At 44.5% G+C, this 21,928-nt stretch carries 22 protein-coding genes; 3 read left to right on the forward strand and 19 right to left on the reverse strand.

Features of this window, described 5'->3' with window-relative positions:
* Positions 1-11: 11 nt before the first annotated feature.
* Positions 12-989 carry a GSCFA domain-containing protein gene (locus tag IAQ59_RS02960; protein ID WP_209329284.1) on the reverse strand — a complete coding sequence of 326 codons (978 nt, stop codon included), beginning with the start codon at positions 987-989 and terminating at the stop codon, positions 12-14.
* A 287-nt stretch (positions 990-1,276) separates the two neighbouring features.
* Between IAQ59_RS02960 and IAQ59_RS02965 the strand changes: the two genes are divergently transcribed.
* Complete coding sequence (locus tag IAQ59_RS02965) at positions 1,277-1,516, forward strand: hypothetical protein (protein WP_209329285.1); 240 nt, start codon at positions 1,277-1,279, stop codon at positions 1,514-1,516.
* Positions 1,517-1,571: 55 nt separating this feature from the next.
* Here IAQ59_RS02965 and rplI read toward each other — a convergent pair whose 3' ends face one another.
* The 8 genes from rplI to apaG all read right to left on the reverse strand — a co-directional run bounded on the left by rplI (position 1,572) and on the right by apaG (position 8,824).
* The gene (gene rplI, locus IAQ59_RS02970; RefSeq protein ID WP_209329286.1) at positions 1,572-2,015 is read right to left on the reverse strand and encodes a 50S ribosomal protein L9; all 444 of its coding nucleotides are present in this window, start codon (positions 2,013-2,015) and stop codon (positions 1,572-1,574) included.
* Positions 2,016-2,051: 36 nt separating this feature from the next.
* Positions 2,052-2,303 (reverse strand): 30S ribosomal protein S18, encoded by a 252-nt coding sequence (rpsR, locus tag IAQ59_RS02975; protein WP_010853333.1) that lies wholly within the window; start codon positions 2,301-2,303, stop codon positions 2,052-2,054.
* Positions 2,300-2,671, reverse strand: a complete 372-nt coding sequence (gene rpsF, locus IAQ59_RS02980; RefSeq protein ID WP_209329287.1) for a 30S ribosomal protein S6 — start codon at positions 2,669-2,671, stop codon at positions 2,300-2,302. The genes rpsR and rpsF overlap by 4 nt, the downstream gene beginning before the upstream one ends.
* Positions 2,672-2,753: 82 nt before the next feature.
* Positions 2,754-3,668: a hypothetical protein gene (locus tag IAQ59_RS02985; RefSeq protein ID WP_209329288.1), complete on the reverse strand. Its 915-nt coding sequence runs from the start codon at positions 3,666-3,668 to the stop codon at positions 2,754-2,756.
* A gap of 328 nt (positions 3,669-3,996) precedes the next feature.
* Positions 3,997-5,736 carry a capsule assembly Wzi family protein gene (locus IAQ59_RS02990; RefSeq protein WP_245189397.1) on the reverse strand — a complete coding sequence of 580 codons (1,740 nt, stop codon included), beginning with the start codon at positions 5,734-5,736 and terminating at the stop codon, positions 3,997-3,999.
* 30 nt (positions 5,737-5,766) lie between these two features.
* Positions 5,767-7,440, reverse strand: a complete 1,674-nt coding sequence (locus tag IAQ59_RS02995) for a capsule assembly Wzi family protein (RefSeq protein ID WP_209329289.1) — start codon at positions 7,438-7,440, stop codon at positions 5,767-5,769.
* 204 nt (positions 7,441-7,644) lie between these two features.
* Entirely contained in the window at positions 7,645-8,460 is an 816-nt protein-coding gene (locus IAQ59_RS03000; RefSeq protein ID WP_209329290.1) for an O-methyltransferase, read from the reverse strand.
* Positions 8,438-8,824, reverse strand: a complete 387-nt coding sequence (gene apaG / locus IAQ59_RS03005) for a Co2+/Mg2+ efflux protein ApaG (protein WP_209329291.1) — start codon at positions 8,822-8,824, stop codon at positions 8,438-8,440. The genes IAQ59_RS03000 and apaG overlap by 23 nt, the downstream gene beginning before the upstream one ends.
* A 71-nt stretch (positions 8,825-8,895) precedes the next feature.
* Between apaG and ung the strand changes: the two genes are divergently transcribed.
* The gene (ung, locus tag IAQ59_RS03010) at positions 8,896-9,558 is read left to right on the forward strand and encodes a uracil-DNA glycosylase (RefSeq protein ID WP_209329292.1); all 663 of its coding nucleotides are present in this window, start codon (positions 8,896-8,898) and stop codon (positions 9,556-9,558) included.
* A 38-nt stretch (positions 9,559-9,596) separates the two neighbouring features.
* On the opposite strand, the gene lepB is transcribed toward ung, so the two are convergent.
* The 10 genes from lepB to IAQ59_RS03060 form a co-directional block, all read right to left on the reverse strand.
* The gene (lepB, locus tag IAQ59_RS03015; protein WP_209329293.1) at positions 9,597-10,673 is read right to left on the reverse strand and encodes a signal peptidase I; all 1,077 of its coding nucleotides are present in this window, start codon (positions 10,671-10,673) and stop codon (positions 9,597-9,599) included.
* A 13-nt stretch (positions 10,674-10,686) separates the two neighbouring features.
* The gene (locus IAQ59_RS03020; protein ID WP_209329294.1) at positions 10,687-11,409 is read right to left on the reverse strand and encodes a 4-hydroxy-tetrahydrodipicolinate reductase; all 723 of its coding nucleotides are present in this window, start codon (positions 11,407-11,409) and stop codon (positions 10,687-10,689) included.
* Between the two features lie 4 nt (positions 11,410-11,413).
* The gene (locus tag IAQ59_RS03025) at positions 11,414-12,037 is read right to left on the reverse strand and encodes a DUF5683 domain-containing protein (RefSeq protein ID WP_245189398.1); all 624 of its coding nucleotides are present in this window, start codon (positions 12,035-12,037) and stop codon (positions 11,414-11,416) included.
* A 22-nt stretch (positions 12,038-12,059) separates the two neighbouring features.
* Entirely contained in the window at positions 12,060-12,977 is a 918-nt protein-coding gene (locus IAQ59_RS03030; protein WP_209329295.1) for a ParB/RepB/Spo0J family partition protein, read from the reverse strand.
* A 9-nt stretch (positions 12,978-12,986) separates the two neighbouring features.
* Positions 12,987-13,766 carry a ParA family protein gene (locus tag IAQ59_RS03035; protein ID WP_209329296.1) on the reverse strand — a complete coding sequence of 260 codons (780 nt, stop codon included), beginning with the start codon at positions 13,764-13,766 and terminating at the stop codon, positions 12,987-12,989.
* 4 nt (positions 13,767-13,770) lie between these two features.
* Positions 13,771-14,460, reverse strand: a complete 690-nt coding sequence (locus tag IAQ59_RS03040; protein ID WP_209329297.1) for a metal-dependent hydrolase — start codon at positions 14,458-14,460, stop codon at positions 13,771-13,773.
* A gap of 201 nt (positions 14,461-14,661) precedes the next feature.
* Positions 14,662-16,437, reverse strand: a complete 1,776-nt coding sequence (yidC, locus tag IAQ59_RS03045; RefSeq protein ID WP_209329298.1) for a membrane protein insertase YidC — start codon at positions 16,435-16,437, stop codon at positions 14,662-14,664.
* Between the two features lie 63 nt (positions 16,438-16,500).
* The gene (locus IAQ59_RS03050) at positions 16,501-18,120 is read right to left on the reverse strand and encodes a CTP synthase (protein WP_209329299.1); all 1,620 of its coding nucleotides are present in this window, start codon (positions 18,118-18,120) and stop codon (positions 16,501-16,503) included.
* A 165-nt stretch (positions 18,121-18,285) separates the two neighbouring features.
* On the reverse strand, positions 18,286-19,062 hold the full coding sequence (locus tag IAQ59_RS03055) for a hypothetical protein (RefSeq protein ID WP_209329300.1): 777 nt from the start codon (positions 19,060-19,062) through the stop codon (positions 18,286-18,288).
* A 32-nt stretch (positions 19,063-19,094) separates the two neighbouring features.
* Positions 19,095-20,471: a TIGR00341 family protein gene (locus IAQ59_RS03060; RefSeq protein ID WP_209329301.1), complete on the reverse strand. Its 1,377-nt coding sequence runs from the start codon at positions 20,469-20,471 to the stop codon at positions 19,095-19,097.
* Positions 20,472-20,653: 182 nt separating this feature from the next.
* On the opposite strand from IAQ59_RS03060, the gene IAQ59_RS03065 reads away from it, so the two are divergent.
* Positions 20,654-21,916 carry an NAD(P)/FAD-dependent oxidoreductase gene (locus IAQ59_RS03065; RefSeq protein ID WP_209329302.1) on the forward strand — a complete coding sequence of 421 codons (1,263 nt, stop codon included), beginning with the start codon at positions 20,654-20,656 and terminating at the stop codon, positions 21,914-21,916.
* Positions 21,917-21,928: the final 12 nt, after the last annotated feature.

The following is a 21,928-nucleotide window of genomic DNA, read 5'->3' on the forward strand; positions in this document are numbered from 1 at the left end:
AAACTCGGCCTTTAACCCAGTTTCATCGCTTGAATGACTGCAATTTCACTAGAAAAATCCAGCTGGGGCTGCATTTCTTCCATTTGAACCCTCAATTTATCAAGAAAACGCTGATGGGCTTCCCCTTCCGGAAAAAACGGTTTATGCGCCATAGCCCGCTGCAACTTGCGAACCTTTTCATACCTGCTTCGAACGGATGGATCCATAAAGGAATCCAAAAATTGGCTCCATATATACTCCTCCGCTACCTCCGATGGATGGATCATATCATTTTTATAAAAGCGGTAGTCTCTAAGATCGTCCATCATCCATTCGTAACTAGGGAAATAATCTACGAAACGATAGGAGGTCTGCAGTTGGTGGGAAAACACACGTAGTATGCTTTTACTCAATTGGTTTTCCGGAATCCCATCCTTGATATGGCGAACCGGACTTACGGTGACTACCATACGTACGTTGGGGTTAATCTGCAACAGCAGTCCTTGAAATTCCCGAAAAGCTGCTTCCATCTCATCCAAGCCCAACAAATGCCTGGCAAAAAGCGCTGCCGGCTGTTTGTGGCAGTTGGCTACCACCGAACCGGTGTCTTTCAACGCATATACATGAGAAGTCCCCCAGGTAAAGAAAATGTGGCTACATCGTATCAGCTGTTCCGCTACCTGCTTACTTTGCTCCAAAAATTGCTGCTGTAATACCTCAGAGGAGTCGGCTGAAAAGGAAGAATGAAGCTGATAGTGGAAAAATCGGGACTCATGGTTCAGTACACCTTTCAGATCCAACGGCTGCCCTAGCAAACATCCCGATAAGAGTTTCAGGAGGGATAGCGGATTGTAAATGATACCAAAGGGATTCGCCAACACCTTGAATTTCCCTTTCGACAACCTTTCCCCCAGCATATTAGCAAAACAGGATCCCAAAGACAACACCTCACTTTCGTAGGTAAGTTTAGCCGATATATTCGGGCCAGAAAATGTTGTTCTAAATTCCATCTAGGCAAAGATAAAAAAAGCTAGTCAATGCCTGTGTGGCTACGCAGGTATTCTTCGGCCAAAAAAATTATTTTGAATGGAAAAGGAATGGAAAGAAACCGCTCGGTCTCCGAGAGATTAACCGATTATTATTCTATCAAAAATATAAGTTATAAAATATGGTTACTATTGATTTTTTAATCATATACTGAAAATAAATCAAAATTATACCCAAAAATTTGCATAATCCATAAATACTAATGATACTTGCGTAAGCATAGTTTATCAACCACTAACTACAAAAGGCCATGAAAACAGGAACATTGGAAAAAACGGCGGAAGCGGCATTGGATAAAATCAAGGAGTTGAAGTTGGACGAAGGTTTGATGAAAGACCTTGAGTGGTGTTTGGGAAGTTATCGATATGACGGGGTACCGAGTGGCTTGACGGAAAAATGTCAAGAGGCACTTTACATACTTAAAGAGGTGAAAGAAAAAAAACCACGATCCGTAACGAAAAAATTGATTGAAAGCCTAGAGGCACTGTAAAGCAAAAAAGGGACATTTCGCAATGTCCCTTTTCTGTTGTTTCCAAGTTGCCAAGTTACTCGGCTACTACGTTAAATTTAACCGACGTTTTTACTTCTCGGTGCAAGTCAATTTCTGCTTCAAATTCACCGGCTGTGGCAACAGTTTGACTGATAGCTATTTTCTTCCTATCTACATCAATGCCTTTTTCCGCCAACGCATCTGAAATTTGCAGTGTAGTTACTTTACCAAAAATCTTACCGGATTCTCCAATTTTAGCCTTGATTTCAAGTACCGTCTGCTCGATTTTAGCAGCGAGGTTTTCGGCTTCGGTTTTGATTTTCTCCGCTTTGTGGGCGGCTTGCTTGATATTCTCTTCGAGAATACGCTTATTTGAAGGCGTGGCCAATACGGCGAACCCCTGAGGAATCAGGTAATTTCGTCCATAACCTGGCTTCACATCCACCAAGTCATTTTTATACCCAAGCCCTTTTATATCTGTTTTTAATATTACGTTCATCTTTTTTCAAATTTGATAGAAATGGAACTTCGGATATTACTTCAGCCCGTCGGTAACGTAAGGCAAAAGCGCCAATAATCTGGCCTTTTTAATCGCATTGGCTACCTTTCGCTGATATTTGGCAGAATTTCCTGTCAATCGTCTAGGAAGAATCTTTCCTTGCTCATTTACAAATTTCAACAAGAAGTTGGGATCTTTGTAATCAATGTACTTGATGCCAAGCTTCTTAAATCTGCAGTATTTTTTCTTTACCTGCTCTCTGTTTATGGGTTCGTTTCTAAGTGTCATTTGGCAGCTTCCTCCCTAGCTTCAGTTTTTTTATTGAACTCTCCTTTTCTTCTTCTTTCCGCATAAGCAATAGAATGCTTATCCAATACCGTAGTGAGGAAACGCAAGATTTTCTCATCCCTACGGTACTCGATCTCCAATTTCTTGATCAGCGAAGGATCTGCCTTGAACTCTACCAACACATAGAATCCGGTACTCTTTTTCTGGATTGGATAGGCCATTTTTTTCAGCCCCCAATTCTCCACATTGATAATATCTGCCCCCTCATCTTTTAACAAGTTTACAAACTTGTCTACGGTATCCTTCATCTGAACATCAGACAAAACGGGAGTAAGTATGAATACCGTCTCGTAATTTTTTTGGAACATTTTTCTTTTGTTAAATGTGTGATATTTAAATCAGTCGGCAAAATTAACTGAATCTAACAGAAATACCAATATTCGTCACGTATTATTTGACTTCAAAGCTTTGAAAGCCAATTTCAACCCCGTCTGCAAACAATCGGATCTGATGCCTTCCTTTTGCATAGTCTGAACCCTTTTCGTAAAAATAAGTCAGCCGCTGCTGCGTATTGTCAAACAATATATCCTGGCGCACCGTGTAAAACTCCTCTCTCCCATCGATGGTAAACGTCCCGGAGCCTTTGGCCACATCAAAAATGACTTGGCTATTGGGAGAGAGAATCTGAAGGTAGATATCTTTCGTGCCCAAGGGTGCCAGTTCATTATCTGCCAGTGTAAAAGTGATTTTCAACTTTTCCAGCTGCCGGTTTCTGAATTCGCCTTCCCGTTCCCGTCCCCGTGAATTGACAGCTGCTATGACTATATTCTCGGCGCGAAGCCTTCCAGCCAAGGTGACCTTCTCCTCCAACTCTTGGGTTTTGATGTTCAGTTTGACTACTTCGTCTTCTATCTCGGCATTGGTGGATTTGAGGTCACTATTCTCGGAAAAGAGTTGCTCATTTAATCGCTTAAGCTCAGCAATATCGTTGTCTTTGGCTACAATGACCCTCCTATATCGGTCTATTTCCCTATTCAGGAGCGCAATTTCCTCCAGTGTTCTTTCCCGCTCCTCACCCCTAGCCTGCAGCAACTGATCTTTGATTAAGAGCAACGAATCAATATTACCGCCAAGCCGCTCAATTTCCTGTATTCGCAAATCAAGCTGATAGGTAATGGAATCAAGACGCAAATTAAGGTCGGTATTTTCTTCTGAAAGCAAAAGTATCTCCTCGGTCTTTTGACGCTTTTCCTTGTGGTCTGCAAAAAGCCGAATACCACTCAATACCACCAGGATGACCAAAACAATGATTAAAACATTCTTTCCTTTCTCTTGATTTGAGGATTTCTTTCCGGATTCTTCCATCGTCAATAGGGTAATTTTTTTATTACAAATGTACAAGCCTGGCGATCGTTCAAACGTAACAGCTTGTTTAAAGATTCACATTGAACCGGATACCTCTGCAATTATCAAACCAAATTAACCAAACCTCCTGAATATACCAACACCGTTCAATAAAACCCGACGCAAAGCCGTTGACTGTTTGCTCATCGGCAAATCGTAGGCATCTGTTTATTAACTCGTTTCAGCTCAAAAAGCCGCTGCCGAAGCAACCACAAGCGTTACAATTGATTCAAATGCCTTGACTAGTTAAAAGATTAAGTGGCGATCAGGCCCCTTGAAGCATTTGTGATCAAAACAAATAAGCTATCCTCACATGAGCAACGATATTCTTGCGGTCATCACCTTTTTGCAGCCTGTATAGAGTAGCATCCGGATCTCTCTCAAGCACCCAATAATAATTGAGTGTATTTACATACTGAAACCTGGACGAAATCAGCAGGTTGCCCACTTTTCGGTCCAATACAAAAGAGGGCACCAAATCCACCCAATAGCGGTCCCAACCGTTAATGTGCTCAAAATGCAAGTAAAAGGCGTCGTTATTATTTACAATACGCTCAAACTGCAGCCCTATTTTATCCATTTCCCGCACCCAACTTACCTCCAAAAAAAGTGAGTTACTGCCGGATCCGTGTCCGTAACCCAAAGTCTGCCCTCTATGCGTATATCCGTGACGGACATGATCGTGCGTATACCATGTTTTGCTTTCACGAATTGCCTTACGCACGGTCTGACCTGTTTGGGTCTGCTCAAAGTTCAACTGTATAAACTCATCCGCTTTCTTCAATCGAATCAACTTGTTAAAACCAACGGTAAACGCTCTGTACAGATCCGGGTTAACCACCACCTCTCTCATCGTTTTACTGTTGCCATTGGTGCCATACTCTCCATAAATCTCAAAAGACCCCTTTGTGGATAGCCACCTAAAAAACCCGGCACTCTGCTGCTGCCTTTTCGCAATCACTGGATCATCCATGCCTGCAAAACGCTTTCTGCCATTAAAGATGGGAAGGTAATCGCCTAACCCATCCAGCTCGTTGGTGTAAACCTGAGAGGTGCTGCTATACCCCAAATATAACCCTGGAATCACTTTAGGCTGAAAAGAAACGACCATGCCAGCCAAATACCTCGAATCTTCGTCTCTTTTTGGATAGTAAAGAGGTGTTCTAGCCACCTCCATAGTCGAATTGGGCGGAAGGTATCCTGAGTTTTGCAAGCTACCAGCTATTAATTGGCCCTCAAAGCTACCCCACTTGGTGGCAATTGGTTTGGCCGTATTGACCGTAACATGCAAAAAGCCGGGCGCATTGTTACTCATCATGATGGAATTCCGATAACCGGGCCCCCACCATAAATATTCATTCGAAACACCAAGTGAAAGCCCATTTTGAAAGGTATACCGGAGACTACTGTTGCCAAGTAACAGGTGGGTATGGCTTTCTTCACCAAATCGCTCTGGGCGATCTATACGGTTCAAAAACTCGTAATAGTCCCTCCAATTGGTACTAACCGTACTGGGCATGCCCCTGAACTCCTTGTTTTGCGCAAAATGAACTTCCGGTTGGATTTGCAGACTAATCTTGCCGTATCGGGCTATAACCCCGCCAGTTACCAATAACTGGCTTCCTCGATTGGGAATCATGGCTCCATTGTTCTGGCCAAATGGGTAATTAGAGTTTAGCTGGTAGTGCGCCTGAACAGGCAGTTTGGTTACCGAAAACACATTCTCTAACTCATTGAAAGTGAACATGGCCGCTATTTGTTCCTCCAGGTTAGTGGTCTCCGCTACGGGTAATGAGTTTAGTAGCATAGGCCTCAGCATAAACGACCTATCCATTGGGAAATTTCCCTGAATCTGCTGCCTGCGCAGGTATTCCTCCACTATTGGAGTAGCTAAAGGCAGTGATTGCGCATAAACAGGAAAGAGAGATATCACTGCCAAAAAAGCAGTCAATACAGTCACCCGAAAGATGTTTGATTTCGGCTGTGCAAGCGCTTGCTCCGGTTTTGGCTTATGATGTTTGGTATGCATTTTACAGGCTGTTTTTTGGAATTGCTTGGCTTAAAAAGGATAAATAAATGACACGTTTCCCTGAAAGTTAAAAACATCCTTCCCAAGCGGATCAATCATACCCTCCGTTTGTTCAACACCCCATTGGTAATTGAAAGAATGGACAAAATTCAATTTAACACCAACCAGAAAGTCATTGAACCTCCATTCACCAAAAGGCGATAGCGCTAAATCAACCCACCGCTGTTCGTCGGTATAATCGTTGAATCGCTGAACAAATATATCCTGATGCCGATTAAGCCGATCCAAGCGAATACCTAAGCGGTTGATCCGCTTTACCCAAGCTGCCTCCAAGGTTTGCATATTACTGGAAGGGCCCAGCCCTGTGGCCAACATTTGTCCTCTGTGGGTAAATCCATTGGCCGCCCGAATATGCCCCCCCCAATTGGCACCTCCAACAAAACCATCGTACCTGGCCAAAATATTGATGGACTCCTGCTGCTGAAACATCTCAAACCTTACCTGAATTTGGGAATCTTCCACCAAGTCAAACAGTTTGGAAAATCCGATAATATATGCCCTAGCATGTTCCGGATTCAACCACATGCCCCTCCAAGTAGCTTCATGATCTCTTCGTCCGAATTCAAAGTACACTTCGGTTTTGGCCTCGGGAACTACCCAACGGACAAATACCGTAGCCTGTTGATCCCTGCCATCTGAGTCAATATCCAGTCCGGCAACGGTCTTTTGAAAGGGAGTAAAGATAGGGAAATACTCACCTAATCCGGTGCCCCGATACGATTCATAGTGCTGAAAGGTCCTGGCCAAGCCAACCGACAGCCCAGAGACCCATTTCGGTTGGTAAGTAAGGATCATGGCATTCAGGTACCGCTTTTCTCTACGGTATCGTGCAAAACTGGAAATCAGGTTCTCAAATTCCGCACCCTTTAAGTATCCTGCTATGATCTGCCCCTCAAAGGATCCCAAAAAGGTTTTAGCTGGCCTTCTCGTTCTAAGCGTGAAATGCTCAAACCCGAAGGCATTGTTCGAAAAAGTGAGCGCATTGAACTGACCTGGCCCCCACCATAAATTCTCGGTAGATAACCCGGCAGAAAAGGCACCGATGTTCAGCATTACGTTACTTTGCCCCGGCGATATTCGCCCATAGGGCGTATCCCCAAATCGCTCCAAAAACTCTGTATGCCTACTCTTTGCAAATCCCGGATCGTAGCCCTTATTTTGGGCCCAAATTACTTCCGGCTGTAGCTGTATGCTCAATGGCCCCAATTCTCCGTAAACACCAACACTGGAAAACGTCTGAAAACCCCGATTGGGAATCATAGGACCGGTCTGAGGATAGGGAAACTTGGAGTTCCACTCGGAATAATTCATAAAGGGCAATAATTCCACCCTCCCTTCATCTCCCAGAAACCTGCGCCTTTTGGAGGTTTCTGTAGTGGAACCACTTTTCCCAAAATCGATTAGCTCATAGCTATGGCTTATGCCTGCGATATTTCGGGGACTGAGAGGCCTGATCATTAGGGAAGTCACCGAATCGATCTCTCCATTTAGCTGTAGCCTTCTTAAATAGTCATCAAGTAACGGATACCCCGCAGGTATGGATTGTCCAAACCCAGAAAATGCGGCAAATACACCAAATAAGCCCAAAAGCATCGTCTTCAGCACGCCTGCGCCTCTCCACTCAATCGGTAAATAAACCCCCATGCGCTCTATCTAATTGGTGTACGTCGATTAGACCGGATTCCCCTTGCAGAAAAGCAACGGCGAATATGGAATAAACCAGTCCCTTACACACATCTTTACGATCTACATTTAATAATCCAAAATTAGAAAATACAACGCAATATTTCACCACGCTCAACGCTTTTTCAGCAATTGGATCCAAGGGATCGATAGCGCTCTTGGATGCTACCTTGGATAATAGAGAACCAAGTCTTCCCGGTTTAAGCCCTTTTTGAAAAAAAGCACCCCACATTCAAAAAAATCCATTGTCAACGTGACGCCCGAAAAACATTTGATCTTCCTCCATGCCCTGTTCATTTCCGGAGACCAATGGATATCTCCAATAACCAAAATAGACTCCTCGTGCAATAATGGCCACACAGCCCTAGCATACCGAAGAGTGGCCTCGTACGTGTGGTTAGCATCGAGCAAACAAAAGTCAACAAATGACAACGATCTTAACGCCTTCGGAAACGTTACATCAGCATTGCCTGGTACTAGGGTAACATTTGGATAAGGACCCACGCTCCTGCGGGCGACGGCGACTAGGGCATTGGAGGCTTCAAAGCTGAATAGATGGCCCAAGGTAACCTCGGCGAGGTATGCCGTCGTGATCCCTAAGCAGGTACCTAACTCAATAACCGTTTGCCTAGGGGTAAGAGAGCATAAACCCTGATACAACAGATTATGGGACAGGTTACTTGACGATACCCGGGCGATCTGTCGCAGCTGCCGAGTATTGGTCAAAAAATGCTTGGATCCGGCACCGAAATCCTCGATCTGAAGATAGCATCTACTCGCAAGATACTCATTTCGAACTCCCTCTATCGCTGGTATACCTTTTTTATTTTGTTTCTGATACTGACGTAAAAACCGGTAGATCCGGTAAGCTTCCGGGCCATGCAAACTATGGTGATCCACGCGGTAGATAAAATACCTGAAAAAGCCAATACCTATAAATCCGATCGTTCGGATTCGGTCAATTATCGAAGATATCTGCAATGAGTTGGAATTCGGGAATTACCACTTCAATGATTTTGCCGTCTTGTATACGCTCCATATAGTAGCTTCCCTTCATCTTTCCGAATCCAGAGCGCAAATTACAACCCGAAACATACTGATGGGATTTACCGCTTTCGATCACCGGCTGTTGTCCTACCACGCCGTCTCCCTCCACTACCTTTTTGGATTCGCCTGCATCAAAGATTTCCCAGCGTCTGCTTAGCAATTGCACTGTATTGCTGCTGTTGTTTTCAATCAAAATCTTGTAAACAAAGACAAAATGGTGCTGGTGCGGACTGGAATAGTCAGCCTGATAGGTTACTTGAACGGACACCTTAATACCTTCTGTGATCGCAGTTACCATCTTTTTTGCATCTAAAAAAACTTATCCGAAATTAGCCGTTTAATTTTAAAATACCAATCAGATTTTCCCAAATGAATGTTAAAATAGAAAATAGCTGGAAGGAAGTACTTTCAGAGGAGTTTTTTAAGCCTTACTTCAAAGAGCTTACGGACTTTGTAAGGGAGGAATACCAAACGAAAAGCATATACCCTAAGGGTAGTGAGATCTTTAACGCTTTTTGGAAATGCCCCTTCGATCAGGTAAAGGTGGTGATCCTCGGCCAAGATCCCTACCACGGGCCCGATCAAGCGCATGGGCTTTCATTCTCAGTTCAAGAGGGAATTCCGTTTCCTCCTTCACTGCTTAATATCTTTAAAGAACTAAAAGCTGATCTGGATCTTCCCATACCGGCAAACGGAAACCTCGAACGCTGGGCCAAACAAGGGGTACTGCTACTAAATGCAACCCTGACGGTGGAGGCAAGCAGGGCCGGAAGCCACCAAGGCAAAGGATGGGAAACCTTCACAGATGCGGTAATTCACCAACTTGCATCCAAAAAGACTGGGCTTATTTTCATGCTTTGGGGTAGCTATGCGCAAAAAAAGGGCGCATTTATTCCGTCGGATAAGCACCTCAAGTTGATGGCTCCCCATCCTAGCCCGCTATCGGCACACCGGGGATTTCTGGGGTGCCGCCATTTCAGTCAGGCAAATGCCTACTTGAAGCAGTCCGGAAAAACAGAAATTGTTTGGTAAAAAAAAGCTCCCTCCGATTGCGAAGGGAGCTTTGCCTGTCAATGAATTGATTTAAAAAACCTGTTCCATCGAATCTTATTGAGGAAGTTTTTATGCTTCTCCAGGGAAAGCCACAGAAACCATGCCTTGCCCACCACGTGATCTTCCGGTACAAAACCCCAAAAACGGGAGTCCAGTGAATCGTGACGGTTATCTCCCATCATGAAATAGTAATCCTGCTTGAAGGTATAGGTATCTACTTTTTGACCATCTATGTAAATCTGGTTTCCGTCGATAGAAATGTTTTCATGCCCTTCGTATTTCTCAATCGTATAGGCATACTTGCGCACGTTGTCCTCGTCGAGGGAAATGGTCCATCCCTTTGCAGGAACTTCGAGAGGGCCGAAATGGTCTTTGTTCCAACCGAAATAGGCTCCGTCGGGAAAGATATTCACATCACCCTGCCCCTCTCTGCTCGTACGCTTCTTTACAGAAGTAATGACGGGAGATGAACTGAGTTTTTCTACCATAGAAGCCGTAGCAAACACCAAATAGCCGGAATTATCTGAAAAGGGGTAAAAACTGTCTGGATTAATCCCGAACTGGTCAAAAAACTCCATATTGAGTGGGCGGTTGGTGAGTACATCGTAGGAGTATTGCATTTCCTCCGGATTTTCACTCGGCTGGCCATTGATATAAATCTGGGTATCTTTTATCTCCAGCACATCCCCCGGCACGGCAACCGCCCGCTTGATATAGTTGGTCTTCAAGTCCGTTGGGTACTGATGTTCTTCCGGATAATTAAATACAACCACATCATTTCGCTTGATTGACGTAAAGCCCGGAAGCCTGAAATAGGGTAATTGAACGGCATCTGAATAAGAAGGAATTTCTGTACCCCATATCTTTTGATGAGTCAAGGGCACCTGTAGGATGGTTCTTGGTATGCGGGTGCCGTAATGCATCTTACTCACAAACAAAAAATCCCCCACGAGCAGCGACTTTTCCATCGATGCCGTTGGGATAGTGAAAGGTTCCAACAGCAACCACCTGATTAAACTGGCTGCTATAACTGCAAAAAGAAGGGCATCGGCCCATTCTCTAAAAGCTGATTTCTTTTTTGGTGTCGTACTCATCTTTGTTGTTGGCTTAGAGGGTTAGAAAATCCTCCATAGATAAAATTCCCTTTTTGTTTTTGATCCATTCGGATACCAGTACAGCCCCTTGCGCAAAACCCCTTCTGCTATGGGCTGTATGCATTATTTCTATATCATCGATTTCTGAGGAGTAGGTCACAATATGTGTGCCCGGAGCCGGGTCTATCCGCTTTGCAGTGATAGGGAGGTCTCCGGCGCCAAGCGTTGGATCATCCGCCAATTTCCAGCCCGAAAGCGTCTTAATATGCTCCAATACGCCCTCCGCCAGTGAAATCGCTGTCCCGCTCGGTGCATCCTTTTTTTCGGTATGATGGATTTCCTCCAGCGACACGCGGTATTCGTGTTGACCTTTCATTAGGTTGCTAAGAAATCGGTTGACCCGAAAGAAGATATTTACCCCTACGCTGTAGTTAGATGCGTAAAAAAAAGTACCACCCAGTTCGTTGCATTTCGCCTCTATCTGTGCTCTTTTATCCAACCATCCGGTGGTACCGCTTAGTACCGGTATTCCCCTCTCAATACACCACAGAATATTGCCAAAAGCAGACTCGGGCTGACTAAACTCTATCGCCACATCAATGGAAGCAGGATCCAAGGCAGCTAAATCGCCGGTATTTTCAATATTGATTTTTGCAGCAATTCGGTGACCTCTGCTTTCGGCAATTTCAGAAATGATCTTGCCCATCTTCCCATATCCAAGGATCAAAATATTCATATTCTCAAAACTTAAATTTCAATGATAGGCCAACCGCTGACTGACTCGCCATTATTGGCTGCATGGAGGGCTCAACTTTGAGCGTCAGGTCATCGCTGATATCAAATCCAGACAAATGAGCATCCACAAAGGCGTCCACAAAGCCCAAGGCATAAATCCCCCCAAAAACCAAGAACATCGAATCCCGGTTTCTACGCCAGTAATTTACATTTCGTATAATCCCATCTTGGTTAAGATTTGGGAAAGGATTCTGCTCCTGTGAAGACGGATCTCTGATGATTTCAAGAGCCCGTACAAAACTCTGATACCTACGGTTATTAAATTCAAAAAAGTAAATGGAAGTCAATATCCCTCCATATATCAAGGGCACCTTCCATACTTTTTCGTTATAAATCTGCCCACCCCCTGGAAAAAGCAAGGCATAAAACATTGCTTTTTTTGGATCCTTGTAGCCGGGTATCCGAGCTTCATCAGACAAATTAGATTCCGCTCCTTGCACGACCGAAGTATTCAAGCTATCCAAGGTCTCTTCTTGAGCATGCAGATCCTTTGGGATACAAAGGATACCACTCAAAAGTACAAAGAAGAACCCTAGGATTCTTCTAAAATCCACCTCGTTACTGCCCATCACTTTCGTTGCGGTTGGCGTATTAAATTATATCCAGGATTTCCAATATCCGGTTTAAGTCATCTGTAGAGTGAAAAGGTATTTTGATCTCACCCTTGTCTTTTCCATCGGCCTTTAAAGCCACTTTTGTGCCAAAGTGTGACGCCAGCTTTTGCTGAATCTGGTTTATTTCGTACTTCTTGGCTGGACTGACCGATTGGCCTTCTGCTTTCACCTTTTCCTCTTTGGGACTATTCAGTTCCTTGACCAACGCTTCCACCTTTCTTACACTTAACTCCTCTGAGAGAATTTTTTGGAAAATGGCAAGCTGATTGGCTATATCCTCTATATTAATCAAGGCCCGTGCATGTCCCATGCTTATTCGCTGATCCCGTATTCCTGCTTGAATGTCTGGGGGCAACTTGAGCAATCGGAGGTAGTTGTTGACCGTGGTTCGGTTTTTCCCGACTCGATCTCCTAATTGTTCTTGCTTTAAGTCGCATTCACTCAAAAGCCGTTGATAGGAATGGGCAATCTCCAATGCGTTCAGATTTTCACGCTGTATATTTTCAATGAGTGCCATTTCCAGCATTTGCTGGTCATTGGCCGTCCTGACATAAGCGGGTACTTTTTCCAGTCCTGCGAGCTTGGATGCCTGGAACCGCCGCTCACCGGAGATCAACTGGTATTCATTATCTCCCAATCGTCTGACCGTTATTGGCTGTATGATACCCTGAACCTTAATCGATTCAGAAAGCTCTTCCAATGCGGTCTTATCAAAATGAACCCTTGGCTGATAGGGATTGACTTGGATTTCACTCAGAGGAATTTCAAAAATGCCCGCTACCGGATTTACCTTCCCCTCTGTCTCCAGCTTGGTAGTTTGTGGTGTATCCTTTAGGAGGGCACCCAAGCCCCTGCCCAATGCGTTTCTCTTTTTTCCGGGTTTGTTTTCTGCCATAATATCTGGTTAGTTAACCTTAGCCATGCCGTTCTTGGTAGCAATTTCATTGGCAAGATTCAAATAGGCCACAGCCCCCTTACCCGTTGCATCAAAGGCAACTACAGGCAATCCAAAACTTGGGGATTCGCTCAATTTTATATTTCGAGGAATGATCGTTTCGAAGGTCATATTCTTGAAATGCATCCGTACCTCTTCCACCACCTGGTTCGAAAGCCTCAACCTTACATCATACATCGTCAACAGAATACCCTCAATTTCTAGGTTTTGGTTAAGCCGTGTTTGGATAATCTTTATGGTGTTCAAAAGCTTGCCTAAACCCTCCAACGCGAAATATTCACATTGCACCGGGATAATCACCGAATCTGCCGCTGTTAGCGCATTTATGGTTATCAGCCCCAATGAGGGTGAACAGTCTATGATGATAAAGTCAAAATCCTCCTTTATTTCGGCAATCACCTCCCGCATTTTTTCTTCGCGGTTCTCCAAGTTGACCATTTCCACTTCAGCACCCACCAAATTAATATGGGAAGGTACCAGATAAAGGTTGTCAATCTCGGTTTGCTTGATGATATCCTTGATATCGCTTTCATCTACCATACATTCGTAGATACTGTCCGTTATACCGGATGGATCAAAACCAAGGCCTGAGGTCGTGTTTGCCTGAGGGTCCGCATCTATAACAAGGGATTTGTATTCCAACACAGCAAGACTGGCCGCAAGGTTCATGGCTGTTGTGGTCTTACCCACACCGCCCTTTTGATTGGCAATTGCAATTACTTTTCCCATTTATCTATTTTCCAAGGATAATTTTTTCTCCGATTTCCAGCAAAACAAGCTCCTTTCGGGCTGCATTTGCCTTTTGATTAGCTTGTTCCCTGTCAAGAACGATGTAGGGAAACGTATCATAATGCATCCCTATAATCTTATCCGTACCCACAAAATCCGCCGCTTTCAACGCATCATCGATGCCCATGGTGAAATTATCCCCAATCGGCAAAATCGCAAAGTCAATCGAAAACTCCTCTCCGATCAATTTCATATCATAGGTCAGTGCAGTGTCACCCGCATAATAAAAAGTACCCGAAGCGGTTTCGATCACAAACCCACCCGGATTTCCTCCGGGGCTGTTATCGGGTAACGTGCTGCTATGAACAGCATTCACATATTTGACCCTACCAAAGTCAAACACTTTTGAACCCCCGTGATTCATGGGATGCACATTTTCAATACCCTTCTGCTGAAACCAACTGATAATCTCAAAATTAGAGACTACCATCGCACCACTCTGCTTGGCAATTTCTTCCACATCCGCAACATGGTCTGCATGCCCGTGGGAAACCAATACGTAATCCGGTGAAATTTTGAATATATCTATGGATTGTGCCTTCTCATTGGGAGTGATAAAGGGATCAAATAACACCTTCTTACCATCAATGGTAATCAGAAACGCTGAATGGCCATAAAAGGTAATTTCAATCATGATGCCTGCTTTTTACGCTTTCAAATATTTACAAATATATCATTTAATTCTAAACGACGTAAATATAGTTTTCCACAAGCTGTTGTGGAAACCACCCCCTTAAGTACTCCTCCAAAGTCCTGCGAACAAGTCCACCTCGTACCTTTCCCCTCTCAAAAAAAGAGGCTGTCTCATTCGATTGAAACAGCCTCTTCCTTGTTATCACTTTTTCTTTTTCTTAGCGTCGGCGTTCTTCATCGCCTCCTCTAGCTTCAACTGAAATTTTGACTTTTTCTTGTTCGCATTTTTCAGCTTTGTCTCCTCTACCTTTTCCCTGATCTTATCGTCATCTACAAACTGCTTGATCAATGCTTGTTGTCCAAAAGTAACCATGTTGGACACAAAATAATAGAAGCTCAAAGCAGCCGGAAAGGAGTTCAACACAAACATAAATACTACCGGCATGATATAGCCGATATTCTTCATGGGGCCTTGCGCAGTTGTCAGCTGATTATTGAAATGGGTATAGGCAATCTGAGAAATCGTCATCAACAACGTAAACAAACTGACGTGCGCCCCATAAAACGGAACGGTAAATGGCAGCTTAATGAACGTGTCGTACGTGGATAGATCATGCGCCCAAAGAAAGGATTCCTGCCGCAACTCGATGGAGTTTGGAAAAAAGAAGAACATGGCCAACAAAAACGGCATTTGTAACACCATAGGCAAACATCCAGAAATAGGACTTACACCTAACTGCCCAAACAGCTTCATTTGTTCCTGCTGCATTTTGGCGGGGTCTTCTCCATATTTCTCCTTTAGTTCGTCAATTTCGGGCTTAATTACCCGCATTTTTGCCATGCCTATGTACGATTTATAGGTCAATGGCAACAAGAACAACTTGATGATGAAGACAATCAAAATGATAATAACCCCGTAATTGGCAAAATACTTCTCCAGAAAATGGAACAGGTTTACGATGACGTATTTGTTTACCCAACTGACAAAGAAATAGCCCATGTCGACGTTTTTGTCAAATTCCGGAGCTACCTTACGTAAAATATTGTAGTTGTTTGGGCCAAAGTAATACCTCAAGCCAGCTGAACCACGCTGCAGCGGCAACGAGAGAGAGGCCGACATTTTTTTTTCCAAACTGGTATTTGCTTCATCGGTCGACTGAGAGAGATCACCACTTGTAAATGATTCATCCGCAATTACCCCGGCAGTAAAAAAGCGCTGCTTAAACGCAACCCACTGTAACGGTGTGGCTACCTGCGCCTCGTCCTCCGAGTTACCAGTAGTGAGGTAGTCATAGCTTCCATCGGAGGTATAGTAGTTCATATAGGTCTTGCGTCGAGATTCTTCCAAATCTTCCTCCAACCTTTTCAACTGGGAATCCCATGCAAGCTGAATGGACTGAGTGGTCAATTCACCGGTAAGATTTTGTACCTGAATATCGTGATGAAGCTCAAATCCCGATTCGCTCAGTGTGTAAGAACGCGTGATACTACCCCCTCCAGTACGGGCTGTAAACACGACAGACCCTTCCGACTCGTCTACATTAAAATAGAGATCGTTGAGATTCACCGGCCCCGCTTTACTTGGCAACTGATACGAAAATGAAGTAAATCCCTCCTCTATCAAGTAGAGGGGCTCCATTTCCCAAGTTTTAAACTCTTTGAGTTGAACCTGCTTTATTTCGCCACCTTTAGATGAAAAAGTGACCGCGATATCTTCATTTTCCAGTACCACGGTACGCTCATCTCCCACTGCCGCTGCCGCAAAAACGCCAAACCGCTGCTGTAGCTTAAGCTGGGAAAGGCTGTCTTCGACAAATTCCGATACGATTTGTTCCGGCTGCCTTTCGGGCGCGGCCTGACCGACCTGCTCCATGGGATCTTCCTGCGGCAATGATTCCGGATCACTTACAAAAAAAAGGGAATAGATTAACAGTACCCCCGCAAAAAGTAGAAGACCTGTCGCTTGATTTTTATCCATAACATTTTATTTTTTTCCAGCCTGCCAAACTATGGCAGGAACCGGATCGTATTTCTTTAAGACTTAAACCTGTTGTTTTTTATCAATCGCTGCCTGGACGAATCGGATAAACAATGGATGGGGTGACAACACGGTACTTTTGTATTCTGGATGAAACTGCGTGCCTACAAACCATGGATGATCCTGCACTTCCATGATCTCCACCAATCCACTGTCTGGATTCTTTCCTGCAGCCACCATACCATGACGCTCAAATGATTCCAGGTAGTTATTGTTAAACTCGTAGCGGTGCCTGTGTCGCTCACTGATTTTCCCTTTTCCATATGCTGCGGCAGACCTCGTTCCCTTCACCAATTCACATGGGTAAGCACCTAGGCGCATGGTTCCCCCCATTTGGGTGATGCCCTTCTGCTCTTCCATAAGGAAAATCACCGGCTCTGAAGTGTCTGACCGCATCTCGGTAGAGCATGCATCCGTTAGGCCAAGAACGTTCTTCGCAAACTCTATTACGGCAATCTGCATTCCAAGGCAAATACCAAAGAATGGAACACGATTTACCCGCGCAAATTTAACCGCTTCAATCTTACCAACCAACCCTCTCTCTCCGAATCCAGGCGCAACCAGTATCCCATCTAAGTCACCTAATTTTTGGTCCACATTGTCCGGATTAATCTCTTCCGAGGATATCAGAGAGAGGTTCACCTTACACTCTAGAGAGGCACCCGCATGGATAAATGACTCAATGATTGACTTGTAGGCATCCGGAAGGGAAACGTACTTTCCGACCAGGCCAATTTTCACTTCTTGGGTAGGATTCTTCAGCCTGCCCAAAAACTCCTTCCATTGCTCTAGGTCAGTATTCGTTTTTCCGGTGAGCTTCAACTTGGCAATTACTCGTTCATCCAGCTTTTCCTTCTTCATCAAAAGTGGAACATCGTAGATTGTATCCGCATCCATAGCCTCTATCACACAATTCAACTGCACATTGCAAAAAAGGGCTATTTTCTTCTTTACGTCTGTCGGCAAGTGGTGCTCTGTACGACAAACAAGAATATCAGGCTGTACGCCGGCTTCCAAAAGCTGCTTAACCGAATGTTGGGTAGGCTTGGTCTTTAGCTCCTTTGCTGCTGCTAAATAGGGTATGAGAGTTAAATGAATGACCAAGAAATTGTGTGGGCCTAAGTCCCAACGGATCTGACGCACCGCCTCGATAAAAGGAAGCGACTCAATATCTCCGACGCAACCACCAATCTCGGTGATGATAACGTCGTATTTTCCATCCAACCCCAGTTTATAAAAGTTTCGCTTGATTTCATCCGTAATGTGGGGTATCACCTGAACGGTTTTTCCCAAATACTCACCTTTCCGCTCTTTGGTGATCACATTGTTGTAGATTCTTCCCGTAGTCACATTGTTTCCCTGGGAGGTCGGTGTATTCAAAAAACGCTCATAGTGCCCCAAATCCAAATCGGTTTCTGCACCATCCTCAGTGACATAACATTCCCCGTGCTCATAGGGATTGAGCGTTCCTGGATCAATATTCAAATAAGGATCAAATTTCTGGATAGTGACAGAAAATCCCCTGGATTGCAGCAGCTTTGCCAGAGAGGCGGCGATGATACCCTTCCCCAATGAAGACGTAACGCCTCCTGTAATAAAAATGTGCTTGGTTGGATTGCCCATAAGAATGGATGGATGAATTATTGTTTATATTCTTATGGGATGCAAAATTAGTCAAAATATTGACTTCGGGATTGGCTTTTGGATATTAATTTTGGCCGATCCCTCCTCTTACCCCTAGAAGGATACGCCTTACGTACCATAAACCTAGCAGCAGATGCTGTAAACCTAGCGGTGGTAGATGCCCGCATTTTTCTTTTGGTCCTGAGGCAGTTTTGTGCTTACATGATCTCGGTACTTGTAATTCAAAGGATGAAAGATATTTCCAAAAACCGTCCATGGCAACGGGTATCCGGGTCTTCGGCCTGTAATTTGGTAGAATCTTCGCTTTAACGCTCTTACCACAAAATTAGCTGCGTCGATTCTTTTTTCCCTTGGATGCAAGGCGGGGGCCTCTTCGAGCTCCTCCAAATGCAGATCAAGGTAACGGTGCAGGTTTCGCATCATCTCCGCAGAAAACGCAGTATCGGGACGCCCAATCCAAGCGATTACAGAAACCAAATCACGCCAATGATCCGGCATCCATCTTCCGTCCGGGGCTTTAATTTTTGCCGCTCCGCCTTTTACCTCGGGTCTACCTATCAAGTAAACGGTTTGATCAGCGAAAAGCTCCCAGGAAGGTGAAAAATTTACCTCTGTGGCTTTTACATCGTGCCAAGCGCCGCCATAGTGATGCCAAAGATAGGCGCGGACATAATCAGATTGATGTACGGCACTTAAATAACGGAAGGCGGGATGTATGGGGAAATCGGCCTTTTCCAATTGATAAAAGGTCTCTTTTGTAACCAAAAAAACGGGCACACCAACATGTCTTAACAGATGCTCCATGCTAACAAGCCGTACTTCATTCAACTCCCCTTCCGACCAGTAACACCACATCACACAAGGAACACCGTATTTAGACGACACCGTTGAAACAGCACTCAAATCCCTAATCGACTCCATCGTTCCCGTTGAGGTTAATCACATATTACTGCCTAATCCGTCACCAACGACACAGAATCTGCCTTGGTGCGGACTTTCAGCCAGTCCAACAGCTTCTTTCGCTCTGCTGCTTCGGGCTGTTCCGAGAAGGTGGCAAAAGCTATCAGCACGGTATCCAACCGGTCTTGTTCCAAATTTGCAATCACCGCACGGTTCACGGCAAATGCCCGAAGGTTTTGGTGGTTAACCTTTGCTTCGTTTGCCAGATCCCGGGTCATATTCGATGCCTCCGAGTACTTGGTGATTTCCCCTTCCAAAAAACGGATTTGCTGATCCTTGTTCTGAAGCAAAATTTCATTCCTTTCGTAGAGGTCTTTTAGGATATCCGACCTTAGAAGGTTCATATCTGCCCCGTTGTCTCCGCTCTGTTTAATTTGGAGATAGGTGTTTTTCAAATTGGAAGACTCGGTTCGACGCTGTAGGGACAGGAGTGTCTCATCGTCTATTCGCTCCCCTACCAGTGCGAGCTCTATGATGCTGCTATCTGCATCGTAAAGAAAATCGGCATTTATGACCTGTGTCCTCGGGAAGTCAAACTCTGTTGCAACAAATGAGTTCGCTGCCTTTTCCCAGATAGTTCGCTTCACAATATTATAGGCAAGGTAAACACTTGGAACAATGGTCAAAATGGTAAAGATGGTAATGTAGTTGCGCACAGTCTTTTCCCTTTTTTCATCCAGAAACTGCTTCTTGGGAAAACCCATAAACCGAACAATCAGGTAGGTGGATAGGCTGATAAATACCGAGTTTATAAAAAACAGATAGAACGCACCAAGAAAATAATAGAGATTACCCGTAGCGATCCCATACCCAGCCGTACACAGCGGCGGCATCAATGCCGTGGCAATGGCCACCCCGGGAATGGCGTTGCTCTTTTCTTTTCTGGAACCCGCCACGATACCAGCCAACCCTCCGAAGAGCGCGATCAATACATCCCATATGGTAGGTTCGGTCCGTGCCAACAGTTCCGACTGTGCATCATTCAACGGAGTGAATGAAAAGTAAATCGTAGAAGTAAGGATACTGATAATAATTGCAATGCCAAGGTTTTTGAGTGATTTTTGAAGCAATTCAAAGTCGTTGATTCCGGCCGCCATGCCTATGCCCATGATAGGGCCCATTAATGGCGAAATCAACATGGCTCCAATGATCACTGCAGTAGAATTCACATTTAACCCGACAGAGGCAACAAATATCGCAAAGATCAAAATCCACAGGTTTGCCCCTTTGAATTCCACGTTCTTCTTGATGTAATCAATGGTGTCGAGCTCGTCCTCTTTGCCCTCGTGCAAATCAAAACGTCCCTTTATAAAAAACAGAAAATTGCTGATTTTTTCGGCCAGCCAACCGATGCTCCTTTTGTCTTCCATGGTTAGGTTTGTGGCATCTTAGCCAGGAAACGAAATTAAAAAAAAATAATCCCTTATAATCGTATTCGGGAAAAAAACTGGAAATTCTATCTTATTTGCCTAGTGTGACAAAGATTACAGGATATGAGTTTGAAAAAAAATATATTTGGCCTGAAAAACACTGAAATAACCTAAAACCAAGCATGAAACATTACCAAATATTAATCATCGGAGGCGGTACTGCTGGCATCATGGTAGCCGCTAGACTGAGAAGGGCAGACAAAAATCTTTCAATAGGTTTAATCGAGCCATCTGCCGAGCATTATTACCAGCCCGCTTGGACCTTGGTTGGTGCAGGTACTTTTGACATGAAGGACACCATCAGGAAAGAAGCCGACTACATACCTAAGGGGGTGGATTGGATTCAGGACTATGCAACGTCAATAGATCCAGAAGCACAGCAAGTAGGCTGCAAAATATCCGGTACCTTCTCCTATGATTACCTAGTAGTGGCCCCGGGCTTAGTCATGGACTTGGATGGGATACCTGGTCTCCGGGAGAGCCTTGGCAAGGACGGTGTTTGTTCCAATTACACTGACCCTGAGTACACTTTTGAAGTACTTCGTAACTTCAAAGGAGGCAATGCGGTATTTACACAGCCGGCCACTCCAATCAAATGTGGTGGTGCACCCCAAAAAATCATGTATCTGGCCGAAGACTACTTCCGCAAGCATGGCCTAAGAGAAAAAACGAATGTGGTTTTTGCGACTCCTGGAACAGTAATTTTCGGAGTGAAGGATTTTGCCAATACGCTAAACCGAATCATACAAGAGAGGGATATAATTTTTAAGCCTTACTACACCCCCACCAAAATTGATCCGTCCAAAAAAGTAATCCATTTTGCTTTCAACAAAGCAGGAATCAACAGCTGTGTAGGAACAGAAGATAGTAGAATTCACGAAGAAGTAATTGGAGATACAGAGATAATCATTCCCTACGACATGCTTCACTTAGCGCCTCCACAAAAGGCGCCCGACTTTATTTCGAACTCGAAGATCGCCCACCAAAGCGGCCCTTCCAAAGGGTGGGTTAACGTGGACATCCATACGCTTCAGCATAATGACTATCCCAATATCTTCGCATTGGGCGATGTCGCAGCCTTACCGACCGCCAAAACCGGTGCCGCAATCCGAAAGCAAGCGCCGGTGGTCGCCGAAAACCTATTGACGATGCTCAAAAGTAATACCCTTTCAACCAAGAAATACGAAGGGTATTCGTCCTGTCCGCTGGTAACAGGCTATGGCAAAATGGTACTTGCAGAGTTTAAATATGATAACATCCGAGACAGCGACCCTTTCCTTTCAAAGTTGATGGATACCAGCAAAGAGCAGTATGCCATGTGGCTGTTGAAAAAATATGGGCTTCCGTATCTTTATTGGAATCAGATGCTTCGTGGAAAAATGTAAAGTAAACACGTT

The organism is Lunatimonas salinarum, from assembly GCF_017811155.1.
GTDB classification, from domain to species: Bacteria; Bacteroidota; Bacteroidia; order Cytophagales; family Cyclobacteriaceae; genus Lunatimonas; species Lunatimonas salinarum.

Excerpts from the sequence above, each read along its gene's own strand:
- IAQ59_RS02960 (WP_209329284.1), bottom strand. The coding sequence starts at position 989 with ATGGAATTTAGAACAACATTTTCTGGCCCGAATATATCGGCTAAACTT.
- IAQ59_RS02965 (WP_209329285.1), top strand. The coding sequence starts at position 1,277 with ATGAAAACAGGAACATTGGAAAAAACGGCGGAAGCGGCATTGGATAAA.
- rplI (WP_209329286.1), bottom strand. The coding sequence starts at position 2,015 with ATGAACGTAATATTAAAAACAGATATAAAAGGGCTTGGGTATAAAAAT.
- rpsR (WP_010853333.1), bottom strand. The coding sequence starts at position 2,303 with ATGACACTTAGAAACGAACCCATAAACAGAGAGCAGGTAAAGAAAAAA.
- rpsF (WP_209329287.1), bottom strand. The coding sequence starts at position 2,671 with ATGTTCCAAAAAAATTACGAGACGGTATTCATACTTACTCCCGTTTTG.
- IAQ59_RS02985 (WP_209329288.1), bottom strand. The coding sequence starts at position 3,668 with ATGGAAGAATCCGGAAAGAAATCCTCAAATCAAGAGAAAGGAAAGAAT.
- IAQ59_RS02990 (WP_245189397.1), bottom strand. The coding sequence starts at position 5,736 with ATGCATACCAAACATCATAAGCCAAAACCGGAGCAAGCGCTTGCACAG.
- IAQ59_RS02995 (WP_209329289.1), bottom strand. The coding sequence starts at position 7,440 with ATGGGGGTTTATTTACCGATTGAGTGGAGAGGCGCAGGCGTGCTGAAG.
- apaG (WP_209329291.1), bottom strand. The coding sequence starts at position 8,824 with ATGGTAACTGCGATCACAGAAGGTATTAAGGTGTCCGTTCAAGTAACC.
- ung (WP_209329292.1), top strand. The coding sequence starts at position 8,896 with ATGAATGTTAAAATAGAAAATAGCTGGAAGGAAGTACTTTCAGAGGAG.
- lepB (WP_209329293.1), bottom strand. The coding sequence starts at position 10,673 with ATGAGTACGACACCAAAAAAGAAATCAGCTTTTAGAGAATGGGCCGAT.
- IAQ59_RS03020 (WP_209329294.1), bottom strand. The coding sequence starts at position 11,409 with ATGAATATTTTGATCCTTGGATATGGGAAGATGGGCAAGATCATTTCT.
- IAQ59_RS03025 (WP_245189398.1), bottom strand. The coding sequence starts at position 12,037 with ATGGGCAGTAACGAGGTGGATTTTAGAAGAATCCTAGGGTTCTTCTTT.
- IAQ59_RS03030 (WP_209329295.1), bottom strand. The coding sequence starts at position 12,977 with ATGGCAGAAAACAAACCCGGAAAAAAGAGAAACGCATTGGGCAGGGGC.
- IAQ59_RS03035 (WP_209329296.1), bottom strand. The coding sequence starts at position 13,766 with ATGGGAAAAGTAATTGCAATTGCCAATCAAAAGGGCGGTGTGGGTAAG.
- IAQ59_RS03040 (WP_209329297.1), bottom strand. The coding sequence starts at position 14,460 with ATGATTGAAATTACCTTTTATGGCCATTCAGCGTTTCTGATTACCATT.
- yidC (WP_209329298.1), bottom strand. The coding sequence starts at position 16,437 with ATGGATAAAAATCAAGCGACAGGTCTTCTACTTTTTGCGGGGGTACTG.
- IAQ59_RS03050 (WP_209329299.1), bottom strand. The coding sequence starts at position 18,120 with ATGGGCAATCCAACCAAGCACATTTTTATTACAGGAGGCGTTACGTCT.
- IAQ59_RS03055 (WP_209329300.1), bottom strand. The coding sequence starts at position 19,062 with ATGGAGTCGATTAGGGATTTGAGTGCTGTTTCAACGGTGTCGTCTAAA.
- IAQ59_RS03060 (WP_209329301.1), bottom strand. The coding sequence starts at position 20,471 with ATGGAAGACAAAAGGAGCATCGGTTGGCTGGCCGAAAAAATCAGCAAT.
- IAQ59_RS03065 (WP_209329302.1), top strand. The coding sequence starts at position 20,654 with ATGAAACATTACCAAATATTAATCATCGGAGGCGGTACTGCTGGCATC.